Here is an 18,386-nt window from a genome sequence, read left to right on the forward strand (position 1 = left end):
ATCCAGCTATTCCTCACTTGCGCTCTGCATCGATCGGCGCCGCCGGGTCGGCGCTGGCTTCCACGCGGACCTTCTGTCTGGTCTGCGCAGGCAATCGCGCCGCCAGCGCCTGTTGCACCGCAGTCGCGCGGCGCAGACCCAGTGCCGTGTTGTAGGCGTGCGATCCGCGGACGTCGGTGTGGCCGACGAGCACCACAACGCCGCCACCGAGCGCCTCTAGACGCCGGGCGACCTCGTCGAGCAGCGCGCCGAACTCCGGCCGGATCTCGGCGCGATCGGTGTCGAACAGCACAGTTCCGAGCAATGCGCCCCTGGCATCCACCCCGGCCACCAGCGCATGCGGGTCGTCCACCACGGTGCGCAGCGCAACCGACAGGCCCGCCTGCGCTTCCGGCCCGACCCGCGCCTGAAGCACGTCGCGTACCGCTGCCGCACGGGCGAACGCCAGCGCGTCGTTGCCGCCTTCGGCGACGATCGAGACATCGCCGCCGCGGTAGCGCTCGACCTGTTCGGCCATCCGCTCGATCGCCGGCAACCACATCGCGCGGACCTCCGCGCTGCCGGGTGCGAAGATCACCTCACCGAGCTCCAGATCGATCCGCTGCTCGCCTCCGGGTATCTGCTCGACCGGCAGACGCACACCGAAATCGAAGCGCACCGGCAAGCCAGGCGTGACACGCCGTACCAGCGGGTTCGCCGTGGTGAACTCCGTGCCCGGCGGCAACGTGGCCGGATCGACCTTCAGGATGAAGTTGCGGCCGTGGCGCCAGTCCCCGCCTTGCACATCGGCCAGGTGATAGCGGCCGTACTGGTCCGTCTCGATCAGCAGACCCTCCACTGACGCGATCCGCACGCCCGGAATGCCGCGCTCATCGATGCCGTGGTTCTCGATGATGTAGGCCACTTCGTAGCCGTTCTCGACCGCCGATACGCGGCGCGTCACCACCGGCTCGGCGGCATTGAGCCCCTTCGCTGCCTCGCCCTCGCGCTCCACGCGGGTCGACCCATCGGCCGCCATGCGCACGGTGACGCCCTGCCCACTGACCAGGACGAAGTCGTCGCTGAAGTCGGGCGCGGTCAGCCGCTGGCGGATGATCACGCGATGGGCCTCGGCCGGATCGCCCAAGGACTGCCGGGCCGAGATCGCACCGACCTCGATGCCGTGGAGCAGCGGCGCGCTGGCATCGGCGAGCGGCTGCGGGCCATCGCCGCGGTCGATCGTCGTGGAGCCGGCGACGTACAGGTCGGGCGGGAAGCCACCCTGCACCCGCACACCGGACAGATCCGCGCGGTCCTGCCAACCGTCACCGTCGCGATCGTCGAACACGGTGCCGAAGACCAGGCTGTCGTCGAACAGAGGGTCTGCATCCAGCGACACCTGGGCGGTCGCCACGTTGGACACCGGCGTCCCGTTCACGTCCACCGCGACTGCTTCGTTGATGTGCACGCCCTGCCGTACGCCAGCGCCCACGCGCAGCAGATACACGATGGTGGCGCGCTCACCGACGGCAATGTCGACGCCGCCGATACGCAGCGGGTGCTGGCCGGTGAGAGTGAAGGCACCATCGCGATCGGCGACCGCCATGGACCCTTCGACGTAGCTGAAGCCCGCGGGCGGCGTATCCACGACGATGCCGTCGGTCACGTTCACCACACCCACGTTCTCCACGGTCACGGTGTAGCGCACCAGATCGCCGATCTTCACAGTCCGGCTACCCACAGCCTTGCTGATGCGCAACTGCGCCTTGTCGGACACCTCGTGGCGGGTCTGGCAGGTGGTGCACTCGGGCTCAGAACCACCGCCCTCGTTCACATAACCACCCGACACCCGGTTCTCCACAGCGCCGATCGCATCGGCGGTCACTGTTGCCGGATACACAAAGGTGTAGGTGCCCGGCACGGTGCCGGCGGGCAGCATGCAGACCACGTTGCCGCCCTCGGCAACGCAACCCGTCGGCAGCACGCCCACGGCCAGACCCGGCCCGGGCGTATCGGACAGCCGCATATCCGCGAGCGTGGCCGAATTCGCAACCTCCACGGTCAGCGTGTACTCGATGACATCGCCGACCTGCACTTCCTGCGCCTCGCCGGGCGTGGCGTGCTTGGCGATGCGCACGCGCGGCTCCGCCAAAGGATGCTCGGTGCTGCATGCGCCGCACGTCGGGGGAGGACCACCCTCCCCGGTGCCGCCGGTGGCCGTCACGACGTTGCCGACGGTTCCGGTGGCGGTGCTGTCCACGGTGGCCGTGTACGTCAGCGCATAGCTGCCCGGCAGCGTGCCGGCCGGCAAGGTGCAGGTCAGCGCGCCCGTGCAAGTGAACGCACCGGCATCGGTCACCTCGCCGAAGCTCAGACCCGCGCCAAGCGTATCGGTCAGCGTGAGCGTGTCGAGGGTGGCCGAGTTGGCGACGACAGCGGTCAGCGTGTAGACGAGCACATCGCCTGCGCGCACTTCCGCACCGCTCCCTGGCTCAGAGGTCTTGGCGACCTCGATCGTCGGCTGTTCGACTTTATGCTCGGTCTGGCAGGTGGTGCACACCGGCTCGGGGTCGTTGCCGCCGGTCGGCGTGGTCGCCACCACAACGTTACCCAGCGTGCCCGTCGCATCCGCATTGACAGTCGCTGTGTAGGTCAGCGTGTAGACACCCGGCAAGGTGCCCGCCGGCAGCGTGCAGGTCAGTGCGCCGGTGCAGGCGAATGCACCCGCATCGGTGACGGACCCGAAGGTCAGGCCTGCGCCCAGCGTATCGGCAAGCGTCAGTACCTCGGTCGTCGCCGAGTTGGCGACCGTCGCGGTCAGCGTATAGGTCAGCGTGTCACCAGGCGACACCTCGCTCCCCGAGGCCGGGTTGGAGGCCTTGCTCACAGTGATCGAGGTCGCGACAACCGGATGCTCGGTCTCGCAGGTCGTGCAGACCGGATCGGGATCGTTGCCGCCAGCCGGGTTACTGGCCACCACGACGTTGCCGACGCTGCCCGTCGCATCCGCATTGACGGTTGCGGTGTAGGTCAGCGTGTAGGTGCCCGGCAAGGTGCCGGCTGGCAGCGTGCAGGTGAGCGTGCCGGTGCAGGCGAACGCACCCGCATCGGTCACCGACCCAAAGGTCAGGCCGGTGCCCAGTGTGTCGGCGAGCGTCAGCACTTCGGTCGTGGCCGAATTCGCAACCGTCGCCGTCAGCGTGTAGGTCAGCGTGTCGCCAGGCGACACCTCACTACCAGAAGCCGGGTTGGAGCTCTTGCTCACCGTGATCGACGTGGCGACGACCGGATGCTCGGTCTCGCAGGTCGTGCACACGGGCTCGGGGTCGTTGCCGCCGGGCGGGTTACTGGCTACGACGACGTTACCGACGCTGCCCGTCGCATCCGCATTGACGGTCGCGGTGTAGGTCAGCGAGTACGTGCCCGGCAGCGTGCCCGCCGGCAGCGTGCAGGTCAGTGCGCCGGTGCAGGCGAACACGCCCGCATCCGTCACCGACCCGAAGGTCAGGCCGGTGCCCAGTGTGTCGGCGAGCGTCAGCACTTCGGTCGTGGCCGAGTTCGCGATCGTCGCCGTCAGCGTATAGGTCAGCGTGTCGCCAGGTGCGACTTCGCTCCCCGAGGCCGGGTTCGAGGTCTTGGTCACCGTGATCGACGTCGCAACGACCGGATGCTCGGTCTCGCAGGTCGTGCACACCGGCTCCGGATCGTTGCCGCCAGCCGGGTTACTGGCCACGACGACGTTGCCGACGCTGCCGGTCGCATCCGCATCGACGGTCGCGGTGTAGGTCAGCGTGTAGGTGCCCGGCAAAGTGCCGGCAGGCAGCGTGCAGGACAGCGCGCCGGTGCAGGCAAACGCGCCCGCGTCGGTGACGGCACCGAAGGTCAGGCCGGTGCCTAGCGTGTCGGCCAGGGTCAGCACTTCGGTCGTCGCCGAGTTCGCGACCGTCGCCGTCAGCGTGTAGGTCAGCGTGTCGCCAGGGGACACTTCGCTGCCCGACGCCGGGTTCGAGGTCTTGGCCACGGTGATCGAGGTCGCAACGACCGGATGCTCGGTTTCGCAGGTCGTGCACACCGGATCGGGATCGTTGCCACCAGCCGGGTTACTGGCTACGACAACGTTACCGACGCTTCCGGTCGCATCCGCATTGACAGTCGCGGTGTAGGTCAGCGTGTAGACACCCGGCAAGGTGCCCGCCGGCAGCGTGCAGGTCAGCGCACCGGTGCAGGCGAACGCGCCCGCATCGGTCACGGACCCGAAGGTCAGGCCTGCGCCCAGCGTGTCGGCCAGCGTCAGTACTTCGGTCGTCGCCGAGTTCGCGACCGTCGCCGTCAGCGTGTAGGTCAGCGTGTCGCCAGGGGACACTTCGCTGCCCGAGGCCGGGTTCGAGGTCTTGGCCACGGTGATCGAGGTCGCGACAACCGGATGTTCGGTCTCGCAGGTGGTGCACACCGGATCGGGATCGTTGCCGCCAGCCGGGTTACTGGCCACCACGACGTTGCCAACGCTGCCCGTCGCATCCGCATTGACGGTTGCGGTGTAGGTCAGCGTGTAAGTACCCGGCAGCGTGCCAGCCGGCAGCGTGCAGGTCAGCGTGCCGGTGCAGGCAAACGCACCCGCATCGGTCACCGCACCAAACGCCAGACCGGTCCCGAGCGTATCGCTCAGCGTCAGCACTTCAGTCGTCGCCGAATTGGCGACCGTCGCCGTGAGCGTGTAGGTCAGCGTGTCGCCAGGCGACACTTCGCTACCCGTCGCCGGGTTCGAGGTCTTGGCCACGGTGATCGAGGTCGCGACAACCGGATGTTCGGTCTCGCAGGTGGTGCACACCGGATCGGGATCGTTGCCGCCAGCCGGGTTACTGGCCACCACGACGTTGCCAACGCTGCCCGTCGCATCCGCATTGACGGTTGCGGTGTAGGTCAGCGTGTAAGTACCCGGCAGCGTGCCAGCCGGCAGCGTGCAGGTCAGCGTGCCGGTGCAGGCAAACGCACCCGCATCGGTCACCGCACCAAACGCCAGACCGGTCCCGAGCGTATCGCTCAGCGTCAGCACTTCAGTAGTCGCCGAATTGGCGACCGTCGCCGTGAGCGTGTAGGTCAGCGTGTCGCCAGGCGACACTTCGCTACCCGTCGCCGGATTCGAGGTCTTCGCCACGGTGATCGAGGTCGCAACGACCGGATGTTCGGTCTCGCAGGTCGTGCACACCGGATCGGGATCGTTGCCGCCAGCCGGGTTACTGGCCACGACGACGTTGCCCACCGCACCGGTCGCATCCGCATTGACGGTCGCGGTGTAGGTCAGCGTGTAGGTGCCCGGCAGCGTGCCGGCCGGCAACGTGCAGGTCAGTGCGCCGGTGCAGGCAAACGCGCCTGCATCCGTCACCGACCCAAAGGTCAGGCCCGTGCCGAGCGTATCGCTCAGCATGAGGACCTCAGTCGTCGCCGAGTTCGCAACCGTCGCCGTCAGCGTGTAGGTCAGCGTGTCGCCAGGCGACACCTCGCTGCCCGAGGCCGGGTTCGAGGTCTTGGACACCGTGATCGACGTCGCGACGACAGGATGTTCGGTCTCGCAGGTGGTGCACACCGGATCGGGATCGTTGCCGCCAGCCGGGTTACTGGCCACGACGACGTTACCGACGCTTCCGGTCGCATCCGCATTGACGGTCGCGGTGTAGGTCAGCGAGTACGTGCCCGGCAGCGTGCCCGCCGGCAGCGTGCAGGTCAGTGCGCCGGTGCAGGCGAATGCGCCCGCATCGGTCACCGAACCGAACGTCAGGCCTGCGCCCAGCGTATCGGCGAGCGTCAACACTTCGGTCGTGGCCGAGTTCGCGACCGTCGCGGTCAGCGTGTAGGTCAGCGTGTCGCCAGGCGACACCTCGCTGCCCGAGGCCGGGTTGGAGGCCTTGGCCACCGTGATCGACGTCGCGACCACCGGATGCTCGGTTTCGCACGTGGTGCACACCGGCTCGGGGTCATTGCCGCCGGGCGTCGTGCTCGCGACCACGACGTTGCCCAGCGTGCCGGTCGCATCCGCATTGACGGTTGCGGTGTAGGTCAGCGTGTAGGTGCCCGGCAGCGTGCCGGCAGGCAGCGTGCAGGTCAGTGCGCCGGTGCAGGCGAATGCACCCGCATCGGTGACGGCGCCAAAGGTTAGACCCGTGCCGAGCGTATCGGCGAGCGTCAGCACTTCGGTCGTCGCCGAGTTCGCGACCGTCGCCGTCAGCGTGTAGGTCAATGTGTCGCCAGGCGACACCTCACTACCCGAGGTCGGGTTCGAGCTCTTGCTCACGGTGATCGAGGTCGCGACGACAGGATGTTCGGTCTCGCAGGTCGTGCACACCGGATCGGGATCGTTGCCGCCAGCCGGATTACTGGCCACGACGACGTTACCGACGCTGCCCGTCGCATCCGCATTGACAGTCGCGGTGTAGGTCAGCGTGTAGGTGCCCGGCAGCGTGCCCGCCGGCAGCGTGCAGGTCAGTGCGCCGGTGCAGGCGAATGCACCCGCATCGGTGACGGCGCCAAAGGTCAGACCTGCGCCAAGGGTGTCGGCGAGCGTCAGCACTTCGGTCGTCGCCGAATTCGCAACCATCGCCGTCAGCGTGTAGGTCAGCGTGTCGCCAGGCGACACCTCACTACCGGAGGCCGGATTGGAGGCCTTGGTCACCGTGATCGACGTCGCGACAACCGGATGTTCAGTCTCGCAGGTCGTGCACACCGGATCGGGATCGTTGCCACCGGCCGGGTTACTGGCCACGACAACGTTGCCGACGCTGCCCGTCGCGGCGGCGTCCACCGTGGCCGTGTAGGTCAGCGTGTAAGTACCCGGCAGCGTGCCGGCAGGCAGCGTGCAGGTCAGCGCGCCCGTGCAAGCGAAGGCACCCGCATCGGTCACCGAACCGAACGTCAGGCCTGCGCCCAGCGTATCGGCGAGCGTCAACACTTCGGTCGTGGCCGAGTTCGCAACCGTCGCCGTCAGCGTGTAGGTCAGCGTGTCACCAGGCGACACCTCGCTCCCCGAGGCCGGGTTCGAGGCCTTGCTCACCGTGATCGACGTCGCAACGACCGGATGTTCGGTCTCGCAGGTGGTGCACACCGGATCGGGGTCGTTGCCGCCGGGCGGCGTGGTCGCCACCACAACGTTACCCAGCGTGCCCGTCGCATCCGCATTGACAGTCGCGGTGTAGGTCAGCGAGTACGTGCCCGGCAGCGTGCCCGCCGGCAGCGTGCAGGTCAGCGCACCGGTGCAGGCGAATGCGCCGGCATCGGTGACCGCACCAAAGGTCAGACCTGCGCCAAGGGTATCGGCAAGCGTCAGCACTTCGGTCGTCGCCGAATTGGCGACCGTCGCCGTCAGCGTGTAGGTCAGCGTGTCACCAGGCGACACCTCGCTCCCCGAGGCCGGGTTGGAGGCCTTGCTCACCGTGATCGAGGTCGCGACAACCGGATGCTCGGTCTCGCAGGTGGTGCACACCGGATCGGGATCGTTGCCGCCAGCCGGGTTACTGGCTACGACAACGTTACCGACGCTTCCGGTCGCATCCGCATTGACAGTCGCGGTGTAGGTCAGCGTGTAGACACCCGGCAAGGTGCCCGCCGGCAGCGTGCAGGTCAGCGCACCGGTGCAGGCGAACGCGCCCGCATCGGTCACGGACCCGAAGGTCAGGCCTGCGCCCAGCGTGTCGGCCAGCGTCAGTACTTCGGTCGTCGCCGAGTTCGCCACCGTCGCGGTCAGCGTGTAGGTCAGCGTGTCGCCAGGTGACACCTCGCTACCCGACGCCGGGTTCGAGGTCTTGCTCACCGTGATCGACGTCGCGACGACCGGGTGTTCGGTCTCGCACGTGGTGCAGATCGGCTCAGGGTCGTTACCACCTGGGGGCGTGCTCGCCACCACGACGTTGCCGACGCTGCCGGTCGCATCCGCATTGACGGTTGCGGTGTAGGTCAGCGTGTAGGTGCCCGGCAAGGTGCCCGCCGGCAGCGTGCAGGTGAGCGTGCCGGTGCAGGCGAACGCACCCGCATCGGTCACCGAACCGAACGTCAGACCCGCCCCGAGCGTATCGCTCAGCGTCAGCACTTCAGTGGTGGCCGAGTTCGCGACCGTCGCCGTCAGCGTGTAGGTCAGCGTGTCGCCCGGCGACACCTCACTACCAGAAGCCGGGTTGGAGCTTTTGCTTACCGTGATCGACGTCGCAACGACCGGATGCTCGGTCTCGCAGGTCGTGCACACCGGATCGGGATCGTTGCCGCCAGCCGGGTTACTGGCCACGACGACGTTACCGACGCTGCCCGTCGCATCCGCATTGACGGTCGCGGTGTAGGTCAGCGTGTAAGTACCCGGCAGCGTGCCCGCAGGCAACGTGCAGGCCAGCGCGCCCGTGCAAGCAAACGCACCCGCGTCCGTGACGGCACCAAAGGTCAAACCTGCACCGAGTGTGTCGGCAAGCGTCAGCACTTCGGTCGTCGCCGAGTTCGCGACCGTCGCCGTCAGCGTGTAGGTCAGCGTGTCGCCAGGTGCGACTTCGCTCCCCGAGGCCGGGCTCGAGGTCTTGGTCACCGTGATCGACGTCGCAACGACCGGATGTTCGGTCTCGCAGGTCGTGCACACCGGATCGGGGTCGTTACCGCCCGGCGGCGTGGTCGCCACGACGACGTTACCGACGCTACCCGTTGCCGCGGCGTCCACCGTGGCCGTATAGGTCAGCGTGTAGGTGCCCGGCAGCGTGCCGGCAGGCAGCGTGCAGGTCAGTGCGCCGGTGCAGGCGAATGCACCCGCATCGGCGACGGCACCGAAGGTCAAACCTGCACCGAGTGTGTCGGCGAGCGTCAGCACTTCGGTCGTCGCCGAGTTGGCGATCGTCGCGGTCAGCGTGTAGGTCAGCGTGTCGCCAGGCGACACCTCACTACCAGAAGCCGGGTTGGAGCTCTTGCTCACCGTGATCGACGTGGCGACGACCGGATGCTCGGTCTCGCAGGTCGTGCACACGGGCTCGGGGTCGTTGCCGCCGGGCGGGTTACTGGCTACGACGACGTTACCGACGCTTCCGGTCGCATCCGCGTTGACGGTCGCGGTGTAGGTCAGCGTGTAGACACCCGGCAGCGTGCCGGCAGGCAGCGTGCAGGTCAGTGCACCAGTGCAGGCGAACGCGCCGGCATCGGTGACCGCACCAAAGGTCAGACCTGCGCCCAGCGTATCGGCAAGCGTCAGTACCTCGGTCGTCGCCGAGTTGGCGACCGTCGCGGTCAGCGTGTAGGTCAGCGTGTCACCAGGCGACACCTCACTGCCCGAGGCCGGGTTCGAGGTCTTGGCCACGGTGATCGACGTCGCAACGACCGGATGCTCGGTTTCGCAGGTCGTGCACACCGGATCGGGATCGTTGCCACCGGCCGGGTTACTGGCCACGACGACGTTACCGACGCTGCCCGTCGCGGCGGCGTCCACCGTGGCCGTGTAGGTCAGCGTATAGATGCCCGGCAAGGTACCGGCCGGCAGCGTGCAGGTGAGCGCACCGGTGCAGGCGAACGCGCCCGCATCCGTCACCGACCCAAAGGTCAGGCCTGCGCCCAGCGTGTCGGCAAGCGTCAGCACTTCGGTCGTCGCCGAGTTCGCGACCGTCGCCGTCAGCGTGTAGGTCAACGTGTCGCCAGGCGACACCTCGCTGCCCGATGCGGGGTTCGAGGTCTTGCTCACCGTGATCGACGTCGCGACGACCGGATGTTCGGTCTCGCAGGTGGTGCACACCGGATCAGGATCGTTGCCACCAGCCGGGTTACTGGCCACGACAACGTTGCCCACCGCACCGGTCGCATCCGCATTGACGGTCGCGGTGTAGGTCAGCGAGTACGTGCCCGGCAGCGTGCCCGCCGGCAGCGTGCAGGTCAGCGCACCGGTGCAGGCGAATGCACCCGCATCGGTGACGGACCCGAAGGTCAGGCCTGCGCCCAGCGTATCGGCAAGCGTCAGTACCTCGGTCGTCGCCGAGTTGGCGACCGTCGCGGTCAGCGTGTAGGTCAGCGTGTCGCCGGGCGACACTTCGCTACCTGTCGCCGGATTCGAGGTCTTCGCCACGGTGATCGAGGTCGCAACGACCGGATGCTCGGTCTCGCAGGAGGTGCAGACCGGCTCGGGATCGTTGCCGCCAGCCGGGTTACTGGCTACGACGACGTTACCGACGCTTCCGGTCGCATCCGCATTGACAGTCGCGGTGTAGGTCAGCGTGTAGACACCCGGCAGCGTGCCGGCAGGCAGCGTGCAGGTCAGTGCACCGGTGCAGGCGAACGCGCCGGCATCGGTGACCGACCCAAAGGTTAGGCCCGTGCCGAGCGTATCGCTCAGCGTGAGAACCTCAGTCGTCGCCGAATTGGCGACCGTCGCCGTCAGCGTATAGGTCAGCGTGTCGCCAGGCGACACTTCGCTACCTGTCGCCGGATTCGAGGTCTTCGCCACGGTGATCGAGGTCGCAACGACCGGATGCTCGGTCTCGCAGGAGGTGCAGACCGGCTCGGGATCGTTGCCGCCAGCCGGGTTACTGGCTACGACGACGTTACCGACGCTTCCGGTCGCATCCGCATTGACAGTCGCGGTGTAGGTCAGCGTGTAGACACCCGGCAGCGTGCCGGCAGGCAGCGTGCAGGTCAGTGCACCGGTGCAGGCGAACGCGCCGGCATCGGTGACCGACCCAAAGGTTAGGCCCGTGCCGAGCGTATCGCTCAGCGTGAGAACCTCAGTCGTCGCCGAATTGGCGACCGTCGCCGTCAGCGTATAGGTCAGCGTGTCGCCAGGTGCGACTTCGCTACCCGAGGCGGGGTTGGAGCTCTTGCTCACCGTGATCGACGTCGCAACGACCGGATGCTCGGTCTCGCAGGTCGTGCAGACCGGATCGGGATCGTTGCCGCCAGCCGGGTTGCTGGCTACGACGACGTTGCCGACGCTGCCCGTCGCATCCGCATTGACGGTTGCGGTATAGGTCAGCGTGTAGGTGCCCGGCAAGGTGCCCGCCGGCAGCGTGCAGGTGAGCGTGCCGGTGCAGGCGAACGCACCCGCATCGGTCACCGAACCGAACGTCAGACCCGCCCCGAGCGTATCGCTCAGCGTCAGCACTTCAGTGGTGGCCGAGTTCGCGACCGTCGCCGTCAGCGTGTAGGTCAGCGTGTCGCCAGGCGACACCTCGCTGCCGGACGCCGGGTTGGAGGTCTTGGCCACCGTGATCGAGGTCGCGACAACCGGATGCTCGGTCTCGCAGGTCGTGCAGACCGGATCGGGATCGTTGCCGCCAGCCGGGTTGCTGGCTACGACGACGTTGCCGACGCTGCCCGTCGCATCCGCATTGACGGTTGCGGTGTAGGTCAGCGTGTAGGTGCCCGGCAAAGTGCCCGCAGGCAGCGTGCAGGTCAGCGCACCGGTGCAGACAAACGCACCCGCGTCGGTGACGGCGCCAAAGGTCAGACCCGTGCCGAGCGTGTCGGCCAGCGTCAGCACTTCGGTGGTCGCCGCACTGGCAACCGTTGCGCTCACCGTGTAGGTCAACGTGTCACCAGGCGACACCTGGCTACCCGACGCCGGGTCGGAGGCCTTCGTCACCGTCACGACCGAGGCCAACGGATGTTCGGTGGTGCAGCTCGTGCAAGTCGGCGACGGGGCATCCGGATTGTCCGGATCGCCACCGCCCGTGGCGACCACCGCATTCCCGACCGACGTCTGCGCATCCGCGCCGACGGTGGCGGTGTAGACGACGTTGTAGTCGCCCGGCGCCGTCCCGGCCGGCAGAGTGAAGGTGCGGGCGTTGCCGCTACCGCCCTCGACGAAGTCACCGGCGCTGGTCACCGCGCCGAAGATCAGGCCCGCGCTGAGCGTGTCGTTCAACACGACGTCGGACAGGGTGGCGGCTTCCGCCACACGCACGCTTAACGTGTACGTGATGACCTGCCCTGCGGTCACCGTAGAGCCGGCGACGGGGTCGGCGCTCTTGACGACCTCAACGACCGGACGCGCCACGGTGACCGTCGCGCTCGCGGTGTTGTTGGCGAGATCGATGTCGTTCGTACCCGGAGGCGCGGTGACGGTCGCGACGTTGGTCACGGACGTCGACTGGGCGAACGCCGGAGACGCTCCCGCCAATCCCAGAAGACAGGCCAATACCGTACCGCCCGCGGCCGCTGCGGCCGCCCGGATGTTGTTCAACAGCATCCCGCAATCCCCCGAAAAACCTGCCATGGCCCGAGATCGACGGACCCGCATTTCCTTGAATGACATCCAGCCGCGCGACAACGAGCTCGATCGAGCTCGTCGTTCAGAAAGAAACTTCCCCATCGCGTGAGATGCCACCCGCACGAAAAAGAACCATCGTCGAGCGGGACGGCATCTTATGTGTGCAAAAATCGGACGTCAATCACAGATTTTATATCTCTCTATATGTTAGCGAATGAGAGAAACGGTGAGATAAATAACCCGCATTCAGCACGCGATGACCGACTTGCTGAAACGGGAAAGTCGGCCTATTTACCCAGTTCGTGCGCGCTGCCGACCCAACGCAGTACCAAGTAAAAGAGCGATCTGTGTTCGGCGTTACCGCCACAGGCCCATGTTGAGATCCAGGCGGCATGCGATTCCGCCCTCAACTCAAAACAAGGCGGCGACGCTTCGAGCGCGGCAAATGCGTTTTAGGCCCCGCCGACATCGGAGTCGACCCGTCCCTGGCAGCAGGAAGATGGCAGCTTCGCCTTGTGTACGGCCGATGCGGTAGGGCGCTGCGGCTCGTAGGCCCTCGCGCCCGATGCTGTGATCCCGAGAGACTGCACGCAGAGAAGCACAGCCGCTGCGGGCGGCATCGGGCCGGCGCCGGCGCAGACTCACTGCCGACGCTCTGTCGTTCGAGTGTCTCTTGCAATTCGTGCGCATCGAGGCTGCGCGCGCTCGATCGCATTGGGGATTGCCGAGCCCGCCCCTCGCCCCGGTTCGGACGCCAGGAACGATCCAGTGTCCCGCGGCCGAAAATGCCGACATCGGCTGGCCCACGCCAGGCACGCCCTCGCGTCAGACCGCCAGCGCCACCATCACCAGGTCAACACGTAACCCACGCCGCGGACCGAGCGCAGTGGCAGCGCCACCCCGGTACTGTCCTGGCACTTTCGCCGGAGCCTGTAGACCAACATCTCCAGCCGGTGCGGATCGAACTCGTGCACATCGTCCACGAGTCCGGCGATCAGATCCTCGCGACGGACCGGCTGTCCCGGCGAGCCGGCAAGCCGGCGCATGACTTGTTGTTCGGCGAGCGTGAGTTCGACCGCACGACCATCGGGCAACAGGATGTTCCACCCGCGCTCGTCGAGCCGCCAACCCGCTTCGCTGTCGAGCTCCTCGCCCAGCTCGCTGCTTTGGCCGCCATCGGAGGCCACGATGCGACGCGCGAGATTGCGTAGCGTGGCGATCAACGCGCTGGCCTCGACCGGCTTGGTCAGATACGCATCGACGCCGGCTTCCAGACCACGCAGCCGATCGCCGTTGGACACGTACCCGGTCAGCATCACCAGCCCGATCGTGGGCGCAGCCTCGCGCAGATGGCGGGCGATCGCGAAGCCGTCCTCGTCCGGCAGGCCAACATCGAGCAGCACCAGGTCATAGCGGCCGGCCACCAGATCGCGGTACAGCGCCAGCGCGCCGGGCATGCCGGTCGCCTCGAACCCGGCCGCACGCAGCAGGGGTACCAGAATCTCGTCACGCAGTTCGTCGTCGTCCTCGACCACCGCGACACTGACACGCTCTACCGCCGCCCCGTTCACGCCATGCATCCCATTTTCGAAGCGGGCGCCTCTCCCCGCGGGTCATTCGACAACGATAGCAAACCCCCGCTGAGCGCTAATCCCGACGCCGTCACCCAGCGCGATCACTAGGCGCAGCCGCGCCATACCGGCCGTGTCCGTGACGCGGCACTGCCCCGGAACGCTGGAGCAGCGCCTTTGCCGCGGCCGCCTCTTCGGCCGAGAGCGCATCGTCGACACTGCAGCGATCCGCCACCCGGCTGGCGACCACGCGCCCATCGCGCAGAACCAGTCGCGCGCCCGGCTGCCGGGGCACCCGCTCGCCGGGCAGCAGCGTCCCGGCGAGATTCAACGGGTCGGACGCGCCCACGCAAATCAGTTCACCATCCGCAGGTCGCGCGCGGACCGCGCGCAACAGCCCCACGGCTTCGGGCAGCGCGTACTGCTCGCCCGACAGCCCGGCCACGAAACGGCCGCCGCGGATCTCGCCACGGGCTTCGAGCCGGCGATAGACCCGCACCAGCTCGCGCCACGGCGGCAGCCAGTCGGGTTCACGATCGAGGATCCGCCAGCAGACCACGCCGTAACGCCGCAGCAGCACGCGCGCGATGTGCTCCAGATCGTCGGCGTCGGGGCCGTCTTCGCCGCGCCTGGGCTGGCTCCAGCGCCCGGCATCGGCGATGCCGACCAACGGCCTCCCACGCCGTCGCCCGCCAGTGGCCGGCCGACGCGAGGGTGGCACCAGCAACGCGCGCAGTCCCGCGAAACTGTCGCAGTGCGCACGCCCGGCGGCGACCAGTTCAGACAGCCCGTCCTCCAACTCGGTCTGCAGCAGGCGCGTGTGCGCCTGCAGGTCGTCGAAGAACGACGCGCCATCCCGCGCCAGCACCTCGTCGACCCGACGCGCGCGCGAAGACAACGCCGCCGCCTCACCCGGCGCCGGCGCCAGGCGCATCCAGCGCGGGACATCCGGCCGCGGCAGCAGCGCGATCGGGATCTGGCGCAGGTGGCCGCCGCTCCCTTCGCCGGCACGCGGCCGCAGACGCAGCCATGCCAAACGCCCAGTGCTGCACAGCGCATCGAGCCAACCGGGCGAGAAGTCCGGCACCCGTGCCGGCAACAGATCCGCCTCCCATGCCGCCGCGGGCGCTTCGTAGCCTTCGAGCTGCGCCAGCACGCCGGGTAAGGCCTCGGCACCGCGCACGCGCCCGCTCCGCGACACGCGTTGCCAGTCGCACAGAAAGCGCACGTAGTCAGCCACCGGCACCGGCTCGATCTCGCGACGCAGGCGACCCAGCGTCTCGCGATGGATGCGGGCCAAGAGCCCGCGCTCGCACCACTCGAGCGGCCCGGCGGCGTCGCCGCAGAACCAGCCCTGCATGACGGTGCCCTCGTGCTCGAGGGCGTGCAGCGTCGGCAACACCGCTGACGCGGCCAGGCCGAGCGGTGCGGCCAATGCCTCGGCCGTCACCGGCCCGAGCCCACCCAGACGGGCGCGGACCAGTTCCAGCAGCGCGGCCTCGCGCGTCCACGCCACCGCGTACTCCACCGGCACCGTGACGTCAGGCTGGACCGCGGCGTCAGGATGCAACGCGCGTAGCAGCGGCAGTCGCTCGACCGCAACCCAGACCGCAGCCTCGCCGCCCACGGGCACGCGCGTTGCGCGCGCATCGCCGGCCAGTGCGGCAAGCAGCGCTGGCCAATGCGCGACGGCCGCCGCCTCATCCTCGGCGATGGCACCGAGCATCATCAGCGCATCGTGCATTTCGTCCGGCGTCACCGCGTCCGGCCACGCCTCGTCGCGCACCCGCGCGATCGCCGCGGGGTCGAGCCGCCCGAGGTCGTCCGTCGCGGCCGGATCGCACCAATCGCGCTGCTGCACCGCCTGGGTCCGGCGTTCCTCGAGGGGCGCATCATCGAGAAAGGCATAGGGGCGCGCGTTGATCGCCTCGGCGGCCAGCGGCGACGGCGCGGTCAACTCCCGCGCGAGCACCTCGATCCGGCCCGCCTCGACACCGCGGAGCACGGCCAGCCAGCCGGACGCGTCCATTGCGACCTCCAGGCAGTCGTACAGCGTCTGCGCGACCAGCGGGTGGTCGGGAATCTCGCGCTCGCCGACGATGTTCTCCAGGCACGCGACCTGGTCGGGGAACACTGCCGCGAGCAAGTCCTCGCTCTTCATCCGCTGCAGTTGCGGCGCGACCTTGCGGCCGCCGGTAAAGCGCGGCAGCGCGAGCGCGGTGGTCGCATTCCAGCGCCAGCGCACGCCAAACAACGGCGCGTCGAGCAGGGCCTGCACCAGCACCTCGCGCGCAGTCGCCGCGCGCAGATAGTCCATGACTTCGGCCAGCGGGAAGCTGTGGCTGGTCGAGAGCGACAGCACGATCGCATCCTCAGTCGCTGCCGCCTGCAGTTCGAAATTGAACTTGCGGCAGAAGCGCTTGCGCAGTGCCAGGCCCCATGCGCGGTTGATGCGGCTGCCGAACGGCGCATGCAGCACCAGTTGGGTGCCGCCAGTGGCGTCGAAGAAGCGCTCGAGCACCAGGCACGACTGCGTCGGCAGCGCCCCGAGCGCATCGCGTGCACGGCCCAGATAATTGACCAGTTGCGTGGCTGCCTCGACCGACACGCCCGCCTCGTCCTGCAGCCAGGCGTGGGCACGCAGATGGCCGGATCCCGCGCCCGGTGCATCGAGCAGGGCCTCGACCTGCGCACGCAGCCGCGCCACGCCCGCCGACAACGCGTCCGTACGCCTGGGCGCCTCGCCGATCCAGAACGGGATGTTCGGCGGCAGGCCCTGCGCATCCTCCACGCGCAGCCGCCCCGCCTCCACCCGCAAAATCCGGTAGCTGGCATTGCCCAGCTGGAACACGTCACCGGTCAAGCTCTCGACCGCGAAATCCTCGATGACGGTGCCGATCGACTGCGACTCGGGTTCGAGCAGCACCGTGTAGTCGCCGGTGTCGGGAATCGTGCCGCCGGACATCGTCGCGACCATGCGTGCCCCCTTGCGCCCCCGCAGCCGGCGATGCACCGCGTCGCGATGGACGTGGCCGGCGCGCGGCCCGTGGCGGCCAACGAAGCCCTCGGCCAGCATGCGCACGACCGCATCGAAGTCCACGCGCGCCAGGTCCCGATACGGCCACGCCCGACGCACCAGCGCGAACAGCGCGTCCTCGTCCCAATCCTGCATCGCGGTTTCGGCGACGATCTGCTGCGCCAGCACGTCGAGCGGCGCCGGCGGGATACGCACTGCGTCGAGTTCGCCGCGGCGCACGCAGTCGAGCAAGGCCGCGCACTCGACCAGTTCGTCGCGCGTGGTCGCCAGCAGCCGCGCCTTCGGCACACCGCCGACCTGATGCCGTGAGCGGCCCGCACGCTGCAGGAACGCAGCAATCGAGCGCGGCGAGCCGATCTGGCACACCAGGTCGACATCGCCGATATCGATGCCCAGCTCCAGCGACGCGGTGGCTACCAGCACCGTCAATTCGCCATGCTTGAGCCGCTGCTCGGCGTCGAGCCTGGCTTCGCGCGCCAGGCTGCCGTGGTGCGCGGCCACACGCTCGCGGCCCAGCAGCTCACCCAGGTGACGCGCCGCCCGCTCGGCCATGCGCCGCGTATTGACGAACACCAGCGTGGTCCGGTGCGCCTGCGTCAGTTCTGCGATGCGCTGATAGAGCTGCATCGCCTGGTCGTTCGACAGCACCGCCGACAGTGGCGTGGGCGGTAGTTCGAGCGCCAGGTCGCGCGAGCGGTCCAGCCCGACCTCGACGATGGTGCAGCCGTTGTTGTCCCTCGTCGCTGTGCCGGCAGCGCCCTCGCCCTCCCCCGCATGCGGGGACGAGTTAGGCTGGGCCTGCGCAGTTGCTGCGATGTCCCCACCGCGCTCACCGACCAGGAACCGGGCCACCGTGCCGATCGGCGTCTGCGTCGCCGACAACCCGACCCGCTGCAGCCGCCGGCCGCACAGCGCCTGCAGCCGTTCCAGCGTCAAGGTCAGATGGCTGCCGCGCTTGTCGCCGGCCACCGCATGGATCTCGTCGACGATCACGCTGCGCACGTCCCCGAGCATCGCCCGCCCCGACACCGAGCCCAGCAACACGTACAGCGACTCGGGTGTGGTCACCAGGATGTGCGGCGGCCGCCGGCGCATCCGCGCACGCTCGGCCTGCGGCGTATCGCCGGTGCGTACCGCCGTGCGGATCCCGACGTCCGGCAGCCCCATCGCCGTCAGCGCCGCAGCGATGCCGGCCAGCGGCGCCTCCAGGTTGATGCGCACGTCGTTCGACAGCGCCTTGAGCGGCGACACATAGACCACCCGCGTCGTGTCCGGCAGCGTCCCGCCGGCCTCGAGGCCCTCGCGTACCAGCCCGTCGATCGCGACCAGGAATGCCGTCAGCGTCTTGCCCGACCCCGTCGGCGCCGACACCAGCACATCGTGCCCGGCCGCGATCGCCGGCCACGCCGCGACCTGCGCCGGCGTCGGCACCGCGAACGTGTCGCCGAACCACTGCGCGACGGCGGGATGGAGGGTGTCGAGGGGCATGGACGAAGGCGTCGCCAGTCAGCGCGAGCTGCACCCGCGAGAGTGCTACGGATATGCGACCGCCGGATGCAGGCTTCAACAGCGCTGCGCGCCGCGTTCAGCG

General features: G+C 68.5%; 3 protein-coding genes. All 3 read right to left on the reverse strand.

What is annotated here, in order from left to right:
* Positions 1–13: 13 nt before the first annotated feature.
* Positions 14–12,058: an isopeptide-forming domain-containing fimbrial protein gene (locus ABE488_RS03955; protein WP_346447240.1), complete on the reverse strand. Its 12,045-nt coding sequence runs from the start codon at positions 12,056–12,058 to the stop codon at positions 14–16.
* Positions 12,059–13,032: 974 nt separating this feature from the next.
* The gene (locus tag ABE488_RS03960; RefSeq protein WP_346441572.1) at positions 13,033–13,767 is read right to left on the reverse strand and encodes a response regulator transcription factor; all 735 of its coding nucleotides are present in this window, start codon (positions 13,765–13,767) and stop codon (positions 13,033–13,035) included.
* A gap of 82 nt (positions 13,768–13,849) precedes the next feature.
* Positions 13,850–18,283 carry a DEAD/DEAH box helicase gene (locus ABE488_RS03965; RefSeq protein ID WP_346447241.1) on the reverse strand — a complete coding sequence of 1,478 codons (4,434 nt, stop codon included), beginning with the start codon at positions 18,281–18,283 and terminating at the stop codon, positions 13,850–13,852.
* Between the last annotated feature and the right edge of the window lie 103 nt (positions 18,284–18,386).

It is taken from the genome of Luteimonas sp. TWI662, assembly GCF_039673825.1.
In the GTDB taxonomy this organism is placed as follows: domain Bacteria; phylum Pseudomonadota; class Gammaproteobacteria; order Xanthomonadales; family Xanthomonadaceae; genus Luteimonas.

Excerpts from the sequence above, each read along its gene's own strand:
- ABE488_RS03960 (WP_346441572.1), bottom strand. The coding sequence starts at position 13,767 with ATGCATGGCGTGAACGGGGCGGCGGTAGAGCGTGTCAGTGTCGCGGTG.
- ABE488_RS03965 (WP_346447241.1), bottom strand. The coding sequence starts at position 18,283 with ATGCCCCTCGACACCCTCCATCCCGCCGTCGCGCAGTGGTTCGGCGAC.